Source organism: Mesorhizobium sp. NZP2298 (genome assembly GCF_013170825.1).
In the GTDB taxonomy this organism is placed as follows: domain Bacteria; phylum Pseudomonadota; class Alphaproteobacteria; order Rhizobiales; family Rhizobiaceae; genus Mesorhizobium.
This window is the reverse complement of the sequence record NZ_CP033365.1, coordinates 2,476,305-2,492,849: the sequence shown is the minus strand read 5'-3', so window position 1 is coordinate 2,492,849 and position 16,545 is coordinate 2,476,305. Positions and strand designations below refer to the sequence as shown.

Here is a 16,545-nt window from a genome sequence, read left to right as displayed (position 1 = left end):
CGGCCATGCTCGTGTTCCGCTGGCTGAAGCGCCTCATCAAGACGATCCTCTGGCTGATCGTCATCGTCATCCTGGTCCCGATCGCGGGGCTCACCTATGGCTTTCTGACGACGCCATCGCTCGACAAGACGCCGCTGCCCGGTATTGCCGACGGCGCGCCACCCAAGGCGCTGGCCGACAAGGTCCGCGCTGAAATCCCCGGCTACCAGCGGCCGGAGGAATCGACCTTCCTCACCTATCCGGAATGGGCGATCGTCTACGCCGCGCGTGAATACGCCGGCTTCGTCGCCAAGGACCAGCCGAGCGGCTTTCCCTACTGGTCCTATGTCGGCCGCTTCTGGCAGGACTACGCCACGGTGATCCGCGCCAGTTCTCCCTACAAGTTCAACTATGCCAACCATCAGATGCTGGTCATCATCGGCACCAGCCACTCGATCGAGCACATCCTGCAATGGGCCTATGAGAACACGGTCGGCCGCATCACCGAGGCGACATCGGCCAAGCGCACCGCCGCCGACATCTACCAGGCCAAGGTGGCGGCGGAATACGCAGGCTTTCTCGACCAGGTGCCGTGGTACCAGTTTCCCTATGGCGAGAAACGCGCCGGCCTGTTTGCCGTGCAGCCGGCGCCGGGAGACAGCTCCGTCCGCACCAGCGAGCGCAAGCTCGCTTTCGGTCTCGCCGACACCATCAAGCAGGGCTATGCCGACCTGATAAGGCAAGCGCTCGCCGCCACCTCCGACCCGGCCTTGCTCGACATCCACGTCTGGGCCAAGGGTCCGGTCGGCGAAGCCACCCGCAACGAGCCCGACACCTTGCTGGAACGCGACATGGGAGCCGACGGCACCATCTTCGTCACCAAGCGCTATCAGGTCTTCACCGACATGATCCCCCGGCTGATCGACAAGGGTGTCTCCTTCGTCGAGATCGGCGGCAATGACGAGATCATGGTCACGATGCTCTCGACCGACTCGATCGCCGTTCCAGAAGGCATGCGCATCCTGTTCAGCTATCCGCTGCCGGCCGACACCGCGACGCGCCGCACCGGCATGGTCGTTGCCGTGCGCAAGCTGCATCTGGTGCTGCCGTCGCTGATCAAGGCCGGCGCCAGGCTCGAACATGTTTACGACTACTGAGACGACAGCCGCACCATGCGTCGACTGATCCGCATTGTCGGCTGGCTCGCGCTCACGCTGGTCGTGCTGATCGTTGTCGCGCCCGTCGGCTTCCGCGGCGCCGCGGCCTTGCGCGAAACGCTGTCGCCGCAGGAAGCGGCACCGGCGGGAGCCTTGTTCGCGACCGTGGACGGGCTGAAGATGCACTATCAGGTCTGGGGTCCGCCGGACGGGCCGCCGCTGCTTCTGTTCCACGGCACGGTCTCCTGGGCCGAAACCTACCGCGATATCGCCGCTCCGCTGGGCGAACAGGGCTTTCGCGTGATCGCGGTCGACATGCCGCCCTTCGGCTATTCCGAAAGACCAGCCAACCAGGACTATTCGCGCGCCGCCCACGCAAAGCGCGTCCTCGGGTTCGCCGACGCGCTCGGCCTTCGCCATTTCAGCGTCGGTGTCCACTCCTATGGTGGCGGCGGTGTGATCGAGGCCGCTTTCTCGGCCCCGGATCGCATCGACGCGCTGATCCTGCTCGACGTGGCGCTTGGCCTCGGCCAGACCGAGGCGCCAGCCTTGCCGTTCGCATCCCTGCTCGACAGGGATTGGCCGCGCCAACTCCTGGCCGCCTCGACCTTCACCAATCCGTTCATGACCGGGTTCGGTTTGCGCCAATTCATCGAGAATGACGATCTCGTCACGGCGGAGCGCATTGCGATCTACACGCGCCCTTTGAACGTCAAGGGCACCACCAATGCCGTTGGCCACTGGCTGTTCAGCGGCCTCTACAATGACGAGCGGAAATCGCTTGCCGCCAATCGGGTGAATTATCGCGCCTTCATGCCTCCGGTTCTCGTCATCTGGGGGCGAGATGATACGACCACGCCCCTCGCACAGGGCCAGGAGATCGCCTCGCTGTTTCCACATGCCGAGCTGGCCGTTCTCGATGGCGTCAACCACATCCCCCAGGTCGAGCGCCCGCAAGACGTGGTGCGGCTGATCGCCAATTTTCTCAAACGGACCTTGCCGGCAGCCCAATAGGCACGCGCCGCCATGCTCATTCCACAATCGCGGCCAAATCCCGCCTTGTTCGCGCGCGATGGAAGGGGCAAGCCGCCTGAAAGCCCTGAATGGGCGCCCGGGCGGGCATCTCGAAGGGACAAGACCGTGATCAAGACCGCCCTTGTCGCCATGACCATTGTCGGCTGCGACTGCGACGCCAGGCTGTGCGAATATATCGGCGAGACGCCGGCCAAATGGTCGACGATCGCCGAATGCGAAGCCGCGATGAAGAGCCAGATCCTGCACGAGCGCAACTTTAACTATCCGCTGGTGTCCGGCATCTGCCGCGCCAAGGGTTCGTCGTCCTCCTCGCATCTGGCCGCGATTGCATCCCAGCCGGAACTGAAGCCGGCCAGCAGGGTCGTTCGCACCGAAAGCCCGCTGCCGCCGGAACTGAGCCGTCGGCCAAGCGTCCCGGTCGGCACGCCGACGACGGCCGTCGAAGCGGATGCTGCCCGCCCCGTCGCCTATGAACAGGTGGTCGATGGCGGCACCGGCGTGCTCTACCGCACCAAGAACGGCTATGCGGTGGTCAAGACCGATCTCGGTCGCGCTGCATCGGCGACCGCCGACGCGGCCAAACGCTCGGTGAACTGGCTGGCCGGCCTGGTGCCGACAGGGCTGTAGAGCAATTCCAGGAAAAGTGTAAAACCGTTTTCCCGGGAAAAGCGCGCAGCGCCTTCCCTTGGGAATTGCTTCAAAACAAATAGCCTGACCACTTACATCTTCAGCTTCAGGCTCTCCCAGAACTTGTCGATCAGCGGCTGTTCGGTGGCCGCGTCCTCGCCGGCAACGCGCGTGATGAACAAGAGCCCCTGATCGGCGAGGCCGTAGCCGACGATCTCGAAATGAGCGGTGTCGGTGCGCGTCTTCACCTCGGCGCGGATGCCCGTCAGTTCCTTTCCGTCGGCAAGCTTGCGCGTCGTCGGCTGCTGCGTCAGCTCCGCACCGGCCTGCACCGATTCCCTGGTCATCTCCTGCAGCATCAGCTGGTTGAGCGACACAGGGTTCATCTTGCCGTATTCCTGCACCACGACGATCGTGCCCAGCGCCGAGGCCATCAGATATTGCGTGATGTTTTCGCCGAGATCGGTCTTGGTCACCGAAATGCCGCTTGGATGGACGAAGGAGAAACTGTCGCCGGAAAAGGTGGCGAAGTCGTTGCGCTCGAGCGTCACCTTGCTCTGCTTGCCGCCGGGCAGCGTAATGGTCGTGCTCTCACCGGGATCGATATCGACCGCCACGCCGTCGATGGTCAGCTTGAAGGCCTTGAGGTCCTCGGCCCCTGCCGGTCCAGCGCACAGCGCGATAAGAGTGAGGGCCGCCGCTGATGCCATACGCATGATTGTTCTCCTGCTCCATTCCTGAGCAGTTCGCTGGGGAAAGCACTGCGCGGTTTCCCGGGAAAACCGCTTTACACTTTTCCTGGAACTGCTTCCTGCGCCACCCCGCTCAGCGCCTTGATGGCACGGTAGAAGGTCGAGGAAAACAGTTCCGTGGGGTCATGTTGCCGCTTCGCCGCCAGGAAGGCCGGCAGTTCGGGATAGGAGGCCAGCAACTCCCTGGCCGTGTAATGCAGTTGGTAGGGCAGGAAGAAGCGCCCGCCATGCTTGATCGTCACATCGATCAGCGCCCGTGTCAGCGCCCGCATCCTGGCATTGCCGTCGGCATCGGTGGGCTGGTTGATGTAGAGCACCAGCGAATAGGCGGGTTCCGGCGCGTAGGTCAGCGCCACATCCTCCTTGTGGACGATGCGCACCGAGGCATTGAGCACCGGCAGTTGCTGGTTGCGCAGGATCTCACGCGCTTCGCTGATGAACGCGACATAGGCAGCGCGTGGAATAAAATATTCGTGCAGGATATCGGTTTCGTCAGTCAAATCGTTGAACAGATACGGCACCGAATCGTGCATCGGATTGTTGCGTGTGACGAGGCAGGCCTCCCCTTCCGCCATGGCGGAGGTGCGCGCCACCGTGCAGCTTTCGAACTTCGGCTCCAGCGTCTTTTCGGTGAACCACTTCAGCTCTTGAAACACGCTGCCCCATTTCGCCAGATTGATGATCACCCGCTTCAGCCCGACGCCCTCCGGTTCGCCGATTTCAGGCTGGTCGGCCGGCGGCTGGTCGGCCACCTTGTCGTAGCGATAGACGATCATGTCCTCGAGGAAATTGCCCGGTGCCGTCGACAGGTGGCCGTAGAACAGGCCGATATCCTTGTTCGGCTCCAGCACCTCGGCGAAGAATTTCGGGAAATCGTCGGATCTGATGATTTCGCGCGAGGTGCGGTAGACGGCGTTGTCGACGATATCGAGCGTCGCCTCCAGCACCACGCCGAACAGGCCATAGCCGCCGACGACGTGGCGGAACAGGTCCGTATTCTCGCTCGGCGAGCACGTGGACACCGACCCATCGGCCAGCATCACCCGCATGGAGCGGATCGAGCCGGCCACCGAGCCCGCCTGATGGTCCATGCCATGCGCGTTGACCGACAGCGAGCCGCCGACCGAAAAGATGTCGGTCGATTGCATCGCCTTCACCGCGAAGCGTGGATTCAGCAGGTTCTGGATGTCGTGCCAGCGCGCGCCCGGCTGCAAGGTCATGGTCCTGGCCGCCGCGTCGACGGTGACCTTGTTGAATTTCCTGAGGTCGAGCACCAGGGCGTTGTCGTCGAAGGCTTGCCCGCCCATCGAATGACGGATGGCGGCCAGCGATACTTTCAGCCCGTTGGCGCGAGCGAAGGCCAAAGCCTTGGCGATATGATCTTCCTCGCTGACCTCGACCACGCCATAGACCGGCGTGCGCGACAGCCCGCTGGCATCATTGATGTCGCCGCCCCTGACCGACCAGGGCAGCGAAGGATCGAAAGCTGGGACATTCTCCAGTGGCTTGAGCGGCAGGGCAATGCCGTCGATATCTGCGATGCGCCCGGCATTCTTCGGCCCCGAAGGCCCGCGCGCCAGCCGCGCCATGGTGGTTCCGCCCCAGAGCACCGCGCCGCCGACAACCGCCGCGCCAAGCACCAACCGGCGCGACAGGCGAAACCCTTTCTGTTCGTCAGCCATGCGGATCCCCCGTTGCCCAAGGGATAGCGCGGCTCTTTGGCGAAAACCATAGGGGCGCCGGGCAGAGCCATGGCGCCACTTCGGCGTCAGGGCAGCTGATGTTCCGATATTACGGGGCAAGTCTCGCTGGGTTGCACTGCCCCTCATCCAACTGCCGGCACCTTCTCCCCGCAAACGGGGAGAAGGGAGAAGCCTCTACGAAGCCTTCTTGATCGACGTCACCATGCCGGTCTTGTCATCGACGGTTACCGCCACCTTGGCGCCGACCTTCAATTTGCCGATCTTCGCCTCCGGCGACAGCTGGTAGATCTTGCCGTCGTCGAGCGTGATCGACTTGGTCGTCGGATCGACCGCCTGGATGGTGCCCTGAACGGACGCGGCATAGGCCGTGCCGAGGAACGCGAGCAGAGCGGCGGTGGTTACGAGGGTTCTTTTCATCGGATGTACTCCGTGCTGTTTCGGTTTTCCGGGCCGTCGCCTTGGGTAACGACAGCACCGAACGAACTGACACTGGGCCGGAAAGCCTGCTGGCCGCAAATCACGTTGAGTGAATTTTCGCAAAGGAAATCATAGGCTTAATTCTGACACATTGCCTGAGCCCGATGCGGTTTCCAGCCGCGTCGATCAACTCGACACGTGCAGTTCGTCCACGAAAAGAGTCGTTTAGCCGATTGGGGCGGGCGCGTCGCGGCCATCACGCAGCCGCCACAATCCACCCCGGATTGTATCACGCAACACCCTGCCGATCTTCCATTGATACAAGTTTTGTTTCATGGATAAGCTCAACCGGGACTATAAAAATCGGGTTAACACTCGCGCATTGGTTGCAAATTCGAAATGAATGCAGGATCATTCTAACCGCTGCGACGAGGGGGGAGCCGCCATGAGACTGGCAGTCCGAACCATCATATCTCTGATGCTGGCGCTTGCGCCGGGATTGGCCAGCGCACAAGGCGCTGATCCAGGCGATGACAAGACGATTACCTTTGCCCCGGGCGATCCTGAAATGACGGCGGCGACCGCCCAGGCGCTCGCCAGCCTGGATGAATTCCTGGCCCTTGCCGAAGCGCCTCCCTCCGGCACCGAGCGGTTCAAATTGAAGGTCAAGGTGCGTGACGGCAACGTTACCGAGCACTTCTGGGTCATCCCGTTCCGGCACACCGAAACCGGCTTTGCCGGCATATTGGCGAACCAGCCGGAAGAAGTTCGCAATGTCGTCCTCGGCCAGAATATCGAATTCACCAGGGACGATGTTTCCGATTGGGGCTACACCCGCGACGGACGGCAGGTCGGTAGCTTCACCGTCTGTGTCATGTTCAAGAGAATGCCGAAGGAAGAAGCAGACTACATGCGCGGCAAATACGGATTTGACTGCTGATCGTGGCGGCCGGCTAACTGGCTTCGTCCTTCACCCCGATCTTGCGCACCAGTGCGGCCGTCGCCAGCATGGCGCCCATGTCGGAGATCATCGGCGCCACATGCCTGGTGTAGTCGAGCGGCACCGAAATCTCTGGCAGTTCGAAGAAGTTCTTCGCTTGCGGCAACAGCAGGAAACCGTCGCCGCCATTGAGCCCGACGCGAGCCGGGTCGTCCGGCCAGGTTTCACCGAGCCATTTCAACGCCTGCGCCAGCCGACCGGTCACCAGCGGCCGCGCCGCCTCGAGATTGTCGGTGCGGAATTCATAGGCGGCATCAAGCAAGGGCTCGCCCGATGACAGCTCCTGCAGCTTGGACCCGAACAGGCCGCGGAAGAAGCCGACGACAGCGTTGGTGCGCCGCGTCGCCACCAGGATTCCCGGGAACGGCTCGACAGCCTCGAAGGCGACGATGACGCCCTTGAAGGCCGTCGATGAGCCCTTGCCGGTCCCTTCCCGCAGTTCCGCCTCGTAAAGCTCGAATGGAAACTCTTCGTAGCGGCCGGAAACGACATCGTCGAACGATTGCCGGTTGAAAGCCCCGACCGCCTCGCGCGGCAGCCGGTCGAACGAGTTCGGCCTGCCGCCACGCTGGTAACGCACCTCGCGGATGAAGCCAAAGATGATCGGCAGCAACGTGTCGCGGAACGATTGCTGCAGCCGCGTCGCCGGCTTGATGGCCTGGAAGTAGAGCAGGATCGAAGCGGCGAATCCGATGACATAGAGGAACACATGCGGCGTCGAGAACCATTGCTCGTTGGGATCGGCGACCTTGTTGAACAGCCAGGCGATCACCACCACGGCCACCAATGTCAGGCCGACGAACAGCGGCACCCGCCAGCGCACCTGCCGCACCGCCGAGGCCCGCGCCGCCTCATAGGCCTCGATATTCTTCCGGATGCCGGCGATGACAGTTTCATCAGGCATGAAATCCGCTGTTTCCACCGCCACCCCCGCTGCCTCGACAGGTTCATGATAGCTGGTTTTGCGTGAGGTATCGACTGCAGGCTCTCTCCAACAAATGTTCGCCCGTAGAATAGTGTCGTCGCTTGCAGCGCTAAGGAAAGATTGCTCTCAGCCGTCTTTCAACCTTTCCCCTCATCGCACCCTCAAGCCCCTCCACCGGCACCAGCCGCTCATGATCACCGCCCCGCAGCCGCACGAACGGATGCAGCCGGTAAGAGGCAATCGCACCACGCGTCTCGGCATCGGCACTGACATCGACGACGAAGATCCCGCCAATGCGCCCCGGCCATGGCTGTCGCGCCAAGGCGGTGCCAAGGAAATCGCCGAGCCCGTAAGCGACGATCGCGTCGCCGATCCGCTCCACCGGCTGCACCACATGCGAATGGTGGCCGGCGATCAGCCCGACACCCTGCTCGGCCAGGCGCCTGGCCAAAGCCCGCGTCCCGGCGCGCGGAAAATGCCGGAACTCCCAGTCCCAATGCGGCACCGCGCAGAGAAGATCGACGCGCGGCCAGCCGGCCAGATCGCTGCCCATCGACACACGCCCGGCAAACAGGCTCTCATCTGCATTGCGCCACAGCGTGAAGGCCGCCAGGCCGACATCCAGCGGGCCCACCTTGACTGTCTGTGCCGGGCCATTGGCGGCCAGGCCGATGGTGCGGATGCCGAGCCGCTTCAGCGCCGCCACAGTCTCGTCGAAACCCGCGACGCCTTGGTCGAGCACATGATTGTTGGCCAGCGAAAGCACGAGCTTTTCGCGCGCAAGACCGGTCGCGGCGAGCGCCTCGGCCAGAAACCGCTCGTTCATCGCATGGTGCGTGCCGAGCCTCGTGCCCAGCACCGCGCTTGGCCTGTCCACGACAGGGCTTTCGCAATTGCCGATCACAAGGTCGGCGCCGCCGAGCAGCGCCTTGATCGCCGGGTCGCAGTCCGGCGCACGGCTGTTGGCCACCGCCGAGATGTCGCCTATGAAGGCAAGCCGCACCGTCTCTCCCGGCGGCGGCTCCATCAACGTCCCCGCCATCGGCGCAAACCCGTTGCCGTCGCCGCCAAGCGACGGTTTCAGGAAACGCGGCAGCCATGACAGTTTGTAGGAAAGCGGATAGTTCGACACGCAATGCCCAATCGTTTGCCTTTGTGTAGACGCTCCGGAAGGCGGGTAGAAGCACACCCCTCGACAATCATGCAACGAAGTGGACAGTGCATTGGCGCTGACAGGCGCGATGCCTCAAATAGCCCAAATCTGTGTATGATTGTCGGCGACAAATGCTTGGGAGGGGAAAGATGACACGAATAGCAAGCCTGCTGGCATCCGCCTTCATTGTGCTTTTGCCCTTGTCTTCCGCCGGCGCCGCCATGCCCGAAGCGGCAACCGCGCTGTTCGAGGCGAAGACCGTGGCCGCGCGCGACAGCGCCCTGTCGACGTTGGAGGCCGCCGCGGCGAAAGATCCGGCATCGTCCTATGCCGCCGGCGCCGGCGAATTTTTCACCGCACTGGAGTTGCTCGCCAGCGGCCTTCATCGCCACGGTTTCGAAAGCCCGCAATCCTTCATGCTGCCGCTGATGCAGCTGCCGGTGCCATCAAACCCAAACCCCGAGCCGCTGACCTATGAAGAGTTCCGCGCCATACTGGTTGCCTTCCGCGACCGGCTGGAAAAATCCGCCGCGACGCTGGGCTCGGTTCCGGCCAATGCCGATATCGGCATGGTCATCGACCTCACCCATGTCGGCATCGACCTCAACGAGGACGGCACCATCGCCCCGGATGAGAGCATGGCGGCCATCATGGCCGCGCTGTCGCGTGGCAGTATCTCGCAAGGCGATAGCGCACCCGCGCTCACCTTCCGCTTCGACCGCGCCGACGGCTACTGGCTGCAGGGCTATGCCGAGTTCCTGATGGCGCAGGCCGATTTCTGGCTGGCGCATGATTTCAGGAGCACTTTCGACGGCTCGTTCCACATGCTGTTCCCGCGCGCCAAGCTGCCGCTGCAGGATATTCTCGTGCCGCCGCCGAGCGAGATGGGGTCGAACATCTTCTCCTCGGAATGGCGCATCGCCGATTTCATCTCGATGGTGCACATGATCAACTGGCCGGTGGTCGAGCCGGAACGCCGCAAGGCGGCGCGCCAGGAATTGCTCGAAATGATCCGGTTGTCGCGCGAGGACTGGAAGGCGATCCGCGCCGAGACCGACAATGACCGCGAATGGCTGCCCGGTCCGCAGCAGAAGGGCGAGAACCCGCTGACGGGCCTCGAAGTCGGCGAGGAACAGGTGCAAGCCTGGCTCGCCGCCTTGACCATGGCCGAGGACCTGCTCGAAGGCCGGGCGCTGCTGCCGCATTTCCGTATCACCGGCAAGGGCATCAACATGAAGCGCTTCTTCGACGAACCCAAGCCCTTCGACCTGGTGCTGTCGATTACTGGCCCCGGCATCGCGCCCTACCTCGAAAGCGGCAGGATCCTGACCAGCGAGGATTTCGACCAGATCCAACGAGAGTTCGGCGGCGGCGGGTTTTTGACGTTCGCGCTGTGGTTTAACTAAGAAAAGTCATCTCAAGTCGAGAGGAGCGCGCTGCAAGGCGTGTTGAGATTCAGGACAGGCCGAGTCGAAAACGGTGGGTTCCGAGAACCGGAGCGGAGCGTACTTTTGGGTACGTGAGCACCGGAAGCGCAGGAAACCACCGTTTGCAGACCGGCATCACCTGAATATCAATGCGCCTCAAAAAATCGCCCCCTGATACAGCACCGCCTCGGCCTCCTCGGGCGCGAACCGTCTGGCCAGCGAGCGAAACGCGCTGTGCACGCCGTCGCGGTCGATGTTGCAGCTTCTGAGATGCCGCACCGCAAGCGTTGGATCAAAGGCGCTTCGGCCATGCAGGACGCGCTGGTTGTCGAAGACCAACACTTCGCCGGGCTGCAACTGGTGCTGGAACTGGTTCTGCGGATCGCAGATCAGCCGCGTCAGCTCCGCCAGCGCCTCGATCAGGCCGTCGATCTGGTCTTCAGGCGCCCATTGCGGCGCCAGGCAGCGGTCATTGTAGCGGATGCCGGTGACCGCGCCTGCCGCATCGAGGCTGATGACATGCGCCTCGGCGCTGAAGAAAACCTCGCCTTCATGTTCGCGGTGAAAGGTAACACCGTGCCGCGTCAAGAGATCGAACAGGTCGGGCGTGCGCGTCCGCATCCGTTCGGCGACATGAAAGCCGTCGACCATCAGCGACGTGCCGCCGGCGCCGGCGCCCGTACGGATGGCGTGGAAGAAGATGAAGCCCGGCGGCGCGTAGCGGAACGGCTCGTCCGTGTGCGGGATCTGCGCCCGCGCCGTCTCGCCCGCCACCCGCGCATCCGGCCGCGAGATGAGGTCGAACACCTTGCCGTAACTCGTCTCGCGGATCGGCCCGTAGCGGCCGGCGACCCGCGCGGTTGCTTCCGTCTCGGCCGGCACGCCGGTCAGCATCGCTATGCCGTGATCCCTTAGCGCCCGGAGCGACTGGAATAGCGCTTCGTCCTCCGCGACCACCGCGTCGAAGGCGAAGCGGCCGAGCCGTGCGGTGAGATCGTTATTCCACATTTGCGGCGTGAAACGGCCCGGACCCGAGCCGCCGGCATGACCCGCCAGGAAGGTCGGATCGTAATGCGACACATGCCCGTCCTGCCAGATGGCCGTGACCTGCCCCGGCACGGAGACATCGAAACTTTCTGCATGGATTGCCTTGTCGACATCAGCCGGCGTCAGCCACCTCTTGCCCGAGGCGGTGTCGCCACATTGCCCGCATTCGCAGGCCAGCCGCAGCCAGCGCGTCGAGAGTTTTGCCGATCGGCCGTCCGCCAATTCGACGGCAATGCGTGCGCCTTCCACGCGCATGGCGCGGACTGGCGCGACGGCATGTCTTTGCTGTTGCTTTGGCGTGTCGAGCATCTGGCTTCCCCTGCGGTTGAATTTCCTCGACCAGCCTAGGCAAGGAAAGTCCAGCACTCAAACGAGTTCCCTTCTCCAGGTTTTGAGGTAAATTCAAAACATGACGACGCTTAGGGATTTACCGCTGTCGGGGTTGCGAGCGCTGGTGGCCGCCGCCAGGGCCGGCAGTCTGACGCGCGCGGCCGAAGAGTTGGGCGTCACGCCCGGCGCTGTCGGCCACCAGATCCGGCAGCTGGAAGAGCGACTCGGCGTCAAGCTGGTCCGGCGCGAGGGCAACGGCATCGTGCTCACCCGTGCCGCCGAGGCCGCCTTGCCCGATATCGATCGCGCCTTCGATGCGCTGGCCTCCGGCATGCGCCGGCTGCGCTTCGAACGCCAGGCCGAAACCTTCACCATCTCGGCCGATCCATCTTTCGCTTCGCTCTGGCTGGCGCCGCGCCTGGCCATGGTGCGGCCGGCCTTGCGGCGGCTCGAGATTCGCATCGTCGCTTCCGTTGGACTCGATGCCATGGCGGAGGAAGGTATCGACCTCGCCATCAGCTACCGCAAGGGATCGGCATCTGACATCGCCGCACTCGACCTCTTCACCGAACGGGTCATCCCCGCCTGCGCACCGGCGCTGGTCCAGGATCGTGCCGGGACGGACAGGGCCGAAGTGCTGGACAGGATGCCGCTGCTGCACATCGACCCGATGATGGGCGACGATGTCTATCCCACCTGGCGGGACTGGTTCGTCGTGGCGGCGCGACAAAGGAAGGACATCGACCAGGGTCCGCGCTTCGGTTTGACGATCGTCGCCGCGCAAGCGGCGATCGCCGGCATGGGTGCGTTGCTGGCCAGCGAACTGGTGCTGCGCCGCCATCTCGACGCGGGCCACCTCGTCGAGATCGCGCGCGAAGTACCGGCACTGACCATAGGGCGTCGCATCGTGTGGCCCGAGCACGGCCCGAAGGCGCGCCACGCCGCGACGGTGGCGGCGGCGCTTCTGGCGGCGGCCGGCGCCGGCATCGATGGCGCCCTGCCGCGATGAAACTCCAATGCATGTCGCCCGGCGCGCCTTAGAAAAACAGCCTCTGGAGCCGTAGAAGCCCGGCCACTGCGCCGCTATGAGCGCGTTCGCGATCACGCCGATCGCGGCGGTCGTCCAGGCGATATCGCCGGACTGGCCAAAGACCATGAACGGAAATCCGGCGGCTATGACAACAATCGCCACGAACAATCCAAGCCATCCGACGCTTGGCCGCTTGGCCACCCGGCTGAGGAAATACGCGATCCCGACCAGCAGGATCCTGAGCGGGTCCAATATCTGGGCAATGACGATGGCGGTCAGAAGCATGGCCGGGAATTGAGCCTCCAAATCTAGCGCTGGAACCCGTGCAGCCGGGCAAGCAACCACTGCACCGGGTTGCCGACGAAGGCGCGGGTGACGAACGTGTCGTGCGCGGCATCCGAGGCAAGCAACGCGATAGTGCCGGCTTCGAGGCTGCGGGGCGGATCGGAACTGGCGTTGATGCCCTGGCCCGCCAGCAACTGCCTGATCTCGGCATTGCCGGAGGCCGAGGATTTGCCATAGGCGCTGACGAAGAAACGCTTCCGGTGCTGCGCGACCCAGTTGGCGAAAATGTCGGCCTCGTCGAAGACGGCGTCGAGAAGGATGACGCCGAACAGGCGTGCACTGATGTCGCCATTCCTGAGCACGAAAGCGGTCGGGTTGTAGCCGCCGCTATAGGCGACCAGCACCACCGGCATGGCGTCGAACCTTGCCGTTTTGGCACCGCTCAATTTGGCCAGGCCTTGCGCCGCCTCTGCCATGAATTTCGCAAAATAACCCGGCGTCCAGAAATTGCCGGCGCTGGAATCCTGCGCATTGCTGGCGAATTGCGGCGCCACCAGCACGGCGTTGAGGCCGGACGCCGCGACCTGCGAGACGACCCGCTGGCGGCCGACGACATCGCGCTGCAAGGTTGCGCCGTTGCCATGGAAGAATACGACGATGACCGCCGGCTTTGCCGGATCGAACCCTTTTGGCACGGCCAGCAGCGTCGAGCGGTCGGAATAGGTCTCATCTTCCCAATAGACGCCGCCGCGCGGTGAGGTGTGGCCGCGCCTTCCGTCCGCCGCCGTCACGTCGAGAAACGGCGCGGAGCCATCGGGCAGCTTGCCCCGGTAGGGAAAGGGTGACGCCTTGAACGGCACGATGGTCGAGATGGCCTTGTGTAAGCGCGCCCCCTGGCTTGCCACCGGAAACGCGGCCGTGGCCAGCAGTCCGGCAACGATGGCGCGCCGGTCCGGCATCAGGCCGCCACCAGCCGCACATCAGGCGCCTTCGACGGCAACAGCACGGCGAAGAAGGCGGGGATGGCGATGAGATAGGCGATCGCCGACCATTGCAGCACGGCGCTCAGCCCGAAGCTGGTGGCGATGATCGGCACGGCAGCGGAGCCGATGACCGAGAAACAGCCATTGATGCCCCACGCCCAGACGAAAAGATGCTCCTTGCCGAGCCGCGCCAGCCAGGTCATGGCGGTGGCCATCGGCATGCCCATCAGGAAGGCCGGCGGCGACACCAGCAGGAAGCAGAGCAGCAGCCGCACCGCATAGGGATAGGCGCCGATCCGGTCGAGCACCGGCGACAGATAGAAGCCATAGGCGAGCAGCAGCACGCAGACTGCCAGCAGCACAACGGGCAGCAGCGTCCTGGCGCGGTCGAAGATGCGCTCGGCGAACAGGCTGCCGAGCCCGGAAAACACCAGCATCGAGGAGATCAGCACCGAGGCCGACACGGTCGGATTGGCGAGCGCCACGGTGAAGCGGCTGATCAACCCGACCTCGACCATGATGTAGCCGAGGCCCAGACAGGCGAAATAGAGGATGGTGCCGAGCTTGCCGCGCGAGCGCGAGAACACGATGCGCCAGCCGAGGAGGACCGGCAGCAGCACCAGCGATGCCGCGGTGATGCAGGCGATGCCGAGCGTCGCCCAGATCAACAGGTAGCCCCAATCGTCCTGGAACAGGTCGAGCCGGTCCAGCGTGCGCGGCAGGTCGGCGACCTTCACATAGGCAGCGAAATAGGGCTGGTCGTTGCTGAGCGCCCGCACATCGAAGACGTAATCGCTGGCCAACCTCTCCCAGCCGCCGGTCAAAAGCGCGTGCCATGTCATGCGCTGCAGTTCCGTCGCCGGCAGCACCTGCGGGCCGGCATCGCCGCCGGCGCCCGCGCAGGCGTCGAGCGTCGGATCGGCAGGCGCCGTCGGATCGCAGTCGGGATTTGCGGGCGCGGTAGCGTCGGCTGGCGCGGTCGCATCGGCGGCGGGCTGCGTCAGCGTCGCGTCCTGTCCGCTGCCGAAGATCGAGGCGCGGTAATCATCGAGCACCTTTTGCGCGCCCGAACCGTCATAAACCATTCCTGGATAATAGACCTCTTCCCAGGACATCGACCTGGTGTAGTCGCGCAGCGTCTTGATTTCGGCCTCGCTGAAGCCGCCGCGCTTGAACAGCACAGTCGTGGTCGACAGGTAACTCGACACGGCGAAGATATCGTTGGCAGCGCCTTGCGGGTCGAAGGTTTTCGCTGCCTCGGCAACGGTCGAATAGAGCTTCAGCACCGATTTCGGCGGCTCTTCCTTGTTCCACAAGGTGACCGACAGCACGCCCCCATCGGTCAGCGCGTGCATGTAGCTCAACATCGCCTCATGCGTGTAGGCGTATTTCTCCGAAATGGCGAAGCCGCCCGGATTGGACAGGCCGACGCTGTCTGCCAGACTGAGATCGATGACGTCGTAGCGCTCTGTCGTGTTGGCGAGGAACAGACGCCCGTCATAGTCGATCACCTTGAGCCGCGGCTCGGCCAGGATATCGCCGGTGACGTCCTTCAGAACAGGATCCCGGAACGCCCGCAGCGTCATCGGGTTGCTCTCGGCGACGGTCACCGAGGTCGCTCCGGCATTGAGCGCGGCCTGCGTCGAGATACCGCCGCCGAACTGCACCACGAATGTCTTGGGCTTGTCCTTGATGACATAGGGATAGTGCATCGGCAGGTAGCGGAAATAGACCTGCTCGGCCGGCGCCAGATTGCGCATGATGCCTTCCGGCCCGTCGCCGTCGCGGTACATGCCGACATAAGTGTTGGCGGGAACCTCGGGCATGCCGAAGGCGGCATTGTCGCTCAGGCCCGGCGCGAAATGCATGTAGGAGCTGGCATAGACCTGCAGGTCGCCGAAGGGCGAGACGCTGCGGTAGATACGTTTGCCGTCCGGGAAGTTACGGGCATAGGCGACACCCTTGTACTGCGACACGGCGATGTCGGGGATGCCGAGCCAGCCTGGCAGCATGAGGTAACCGGCGATCGACAGCGCCGCCACGACAACCCCTGCGACAACGCTTTTCCAGGCGCCGAAGGCGAAGAACCACAGCAGCGACCCGGCCGCCCACAGCAGCAACGGCACGACGATGATGGTTTCCGGCGCGAACAGATAAAGCGACACCAGAACCACGAGGCCGGCCAGCCCCGAGCCGGTAAGGTCGGCGAAATAGACGCGGCCGAAGGCGGTGCGGCTTTTCAGGAAGACGATGCCGAGAAAGAACGCGCCGGCCAGGAAAGGCAGAAGATAGAGCAGGAAATTCGCCAGGAGCCGCCATTTCTGCTCGGGGTCGGAAACCAGGAAGATGGCGTTGAACGGCACTGTCTGGGCAATGAGGTTGGAGCCGACCGCGAGCGGGCCGATCAGCAGCAGGGCCGCCGTGGCGGCCCCTTGCCAATGGCGGTCGAACCAGCCCTTGCCGGCGAAGATAACGACGCTGGACAGCGAGAAGCCGAGCATGGCGAGGCTGACCACCAGCGAGCCGAAATGCGACCAGCTGCCGACGGCGAAGACGCGCATCACAGCGATCTGCAGCGCGATGATGGCGCCGGCGATCAGCCCGACCGCCAGATAGTGCGCGAGCCGCGGCGCCTCGAGCGAGGCGATGCTTGGCCGAGAGGTCGATACGACAGCCGTCATTCAAGCCCCTTGAT

The 16,545-nt window shown here is 63.8% G+C and carries 15 protein-coding genes; 7 read left to right on the top strand and 8 right to left on the bottom strand.

Going from position 1 to position 16,545, the window contains the following annotated elements:
* Positions 1-5: 5 nt before the first annotated feature.
* The 3 genes from EB231_RS12040 (at position 6) to EB231_RS12030 (ending at position 2,798) form a co-directional block, all read left to right on the top strand.
* Positions 6-1,136 (top strand): hypothetical protein, encoded by a 1,131-nt coding sequence (locus EB231_RS12040; RefSeq protein ID WP_172348994.1) that lies wholly within the window; start codon positions 6-8, stop codon positions 1,134-1,136.
* 15 nt (positions 1,137-1,151) lie between these two features.
* Positions 1,152-2,150 (top strand): alpha/beta fold hydrolase, encoded by a 999-nt coding sequence (locus tag EB231_RS12035; RefSeq protein WP_172348993.1) that lies wholly within the window; start codon positions 1,152-1,154, stop codon positions 2,148-2,150.
* Positions 2,151-2,276: 126 nt separating this feature from the next.
* Positions 2,277-2,798, top strand: coding sequence for a hypothetical protein (locus tag EB231_RS12030; protein WP_172348992.1), 522 nt, complete (start codon positions 2,277-2,279; stop codon positions 2,796-2,798).
* 92 nt (positions 2,799-2,890) lie between these two features.
* On the opposite strand, the gene EB231_RS12025 is transcribed toward EB231_RS12030, so the two are convergent.
* The 3 genes from EB231_RS12025 to EB231_RS12015 all read right to left on the bottom strand — a co-directional run bounded on the left by EB231_RS12025 (position 2,891) and on the right by EB231_RS12015 (position 5,670).
* Entirely contained in the window at positions 2,891-3,514 is a 624-nt protein-coding gene (locus EB231_RS12025; protein WP_172348991.1) for a hypothetical protein, read from the bottom strand.
* A 71-nt stretch (positions 3,515-3,585) separates the two neighbouring features.
* Complete coding sequence (locus tag EB231_RS12020; protein WP_172348990.1) at positions 3,586-5,232, bottom strand: FAD-binding oxidoreductase; 1,647 nt, start codon at positions 5,230-5,232, stop codon at positions 3,586-3,588.
* A gap of 195 nt (positions 5,233-5,427) precedes the next feature.
* Positions 5,428-5,670: a DUF1344 domain-containing protein gene (locus EB231_RS12015; RefSeq protein WP_172348989.1), complete on the bottom strand. Its 243-nt coding sequence runs from the start codon at positions 5,668-5,670 to the stop codon at positions 5,428-5,430.
* A gap of 445 nt (positions 5,671-6,115) precedes the next feature.
* Between EB231_RS12015 and EB231_RS12010 the strand changes: the two genes are divergently transcribed.
* A complete protein-coding gene (locus EB231_RS12010; protein WP_172348988.1) occupies positions 6,116-6,610 on the top strand; it encodes a YegJ family protein in 495 nt (164 codons plus the stop codon).
* A gap of 13 nt (positions 6,611-6,623) precedes the next feature.
* Here EB231_RS12010 and EB231_RS12005 read toward each other — a convergent pair whose 3' ends face one another.
* Both EB231_RS12005 and EB231_RS12000 read right to left on the bottom strand, forming a co-directional pair.
* Positions 6,624-7,574, bottom strand: coding sequence for a DUF3137 domain-containing protein (locus EB231_RS12005; protein ID WP_172348987.1), 951 nt, complete (start codon positions 7,572-7,574; stop codon positions 6,624-6,626).
* Positions 7,575-7,704: 130 nt separating this feature from the next.
* Positions 7,705-8,727, bottom strand: a complete 1,023-nt coding sequence (locus tag EB231_RS12000) for a CapA family protein (RefSeq protein ID WP_172348986.1) — start codon at positions 8,725-8,727, stop codon at positions 7,705-7,707.
* Between the two features lie 170 nt (positions 8,728-8,897).
* On the opposite strand from EB231_RS12000, the gene EB231_RS11995 reads away from it, so the two are divergent.
* Complete coding sequence (locus EB231_RS11995) at positions 8,898-10,154, top strand: hypothetical protein (protein ID WP_172348985.1); 1,257 nt, start codon at positions 8,898-8,900, stop codon at positions 10,152-10,154.
* Positions 10,155-10,331: 177 nt separating this feature from the next.
* On the opposite strand, the gene EB231_RS11990 is transcribed toward EB231_RS11995, so the two are convergent.
* Positions 10,332-11,531 carry a clavaminate synthase family protein gene (locus EB231_RS11990; protein ID WP_172348984.1) on the bottom strand — a complete coding sequence of 400 codons (1,200 nt, stop codon included), beginning with the start codon at positions 11,529-11,531 and terminating at the stop codon, positions 10,332-10,334.
* A gap of 100 nt (positions 11,532-11,631) precedes the next feature.
* Here EB231_RS11990 and EB231_RS11985 point away from each other — a divergent pair, with 100 nt between their 5' ends.
* Positions 11,632-12,561: a LysR family transcriptional regulator gene (locus EB231_RS11985; protein ID WP_172348983.1), complete on the top strand. Its 930-nt coding sequence runs from the start codon at positions 11,632-11,634 to the stop codon at positions 12,559-12,561.
* Positions 12,562-12,637: 76 nt separating this feature from the next.
* Positions 12,638-12,880, top strand: coding sequence for a hypothetical protein (locus EB231_RS11980; RefSeq protein WP_172348982.1), 243 nt, complete (start codon positions 12,638-12,640; stop codon positions 12,878-12,880).
* Positions 12,881-12,890: 10 nt separating this feature from the next.
* Here the strand turns inward: EB231_RS11980 and EB231_RS11975 are convergent, their stop codons facing one another.
* On the bottom strand, positions 12,891-13,826 hold the full coding sequence (locus tag EB231_RS11975) for a hypothetical protein (RefSeq protein WP_172348981.1): 936 nt from the start codon (positions 13,824-13,826) through the stop codon (positions 12,891-12,893).
* Positions 13,826-16,531, bottom strand: a complete 2,706-nt coding sequence (locus EB231_RS11970; RefSeq protein WP_172348980.1) for a hypothetical protein — start codon at positions 16,529-16,531, stop codon at positions 13,826-13,828. Before EB231_RS11970 ends, EB231_RS11975 begins: the two co-directional genes overlap by 1 nt.
* Positions 16,532-16,545: the final 14 nt, after the last annotated feature.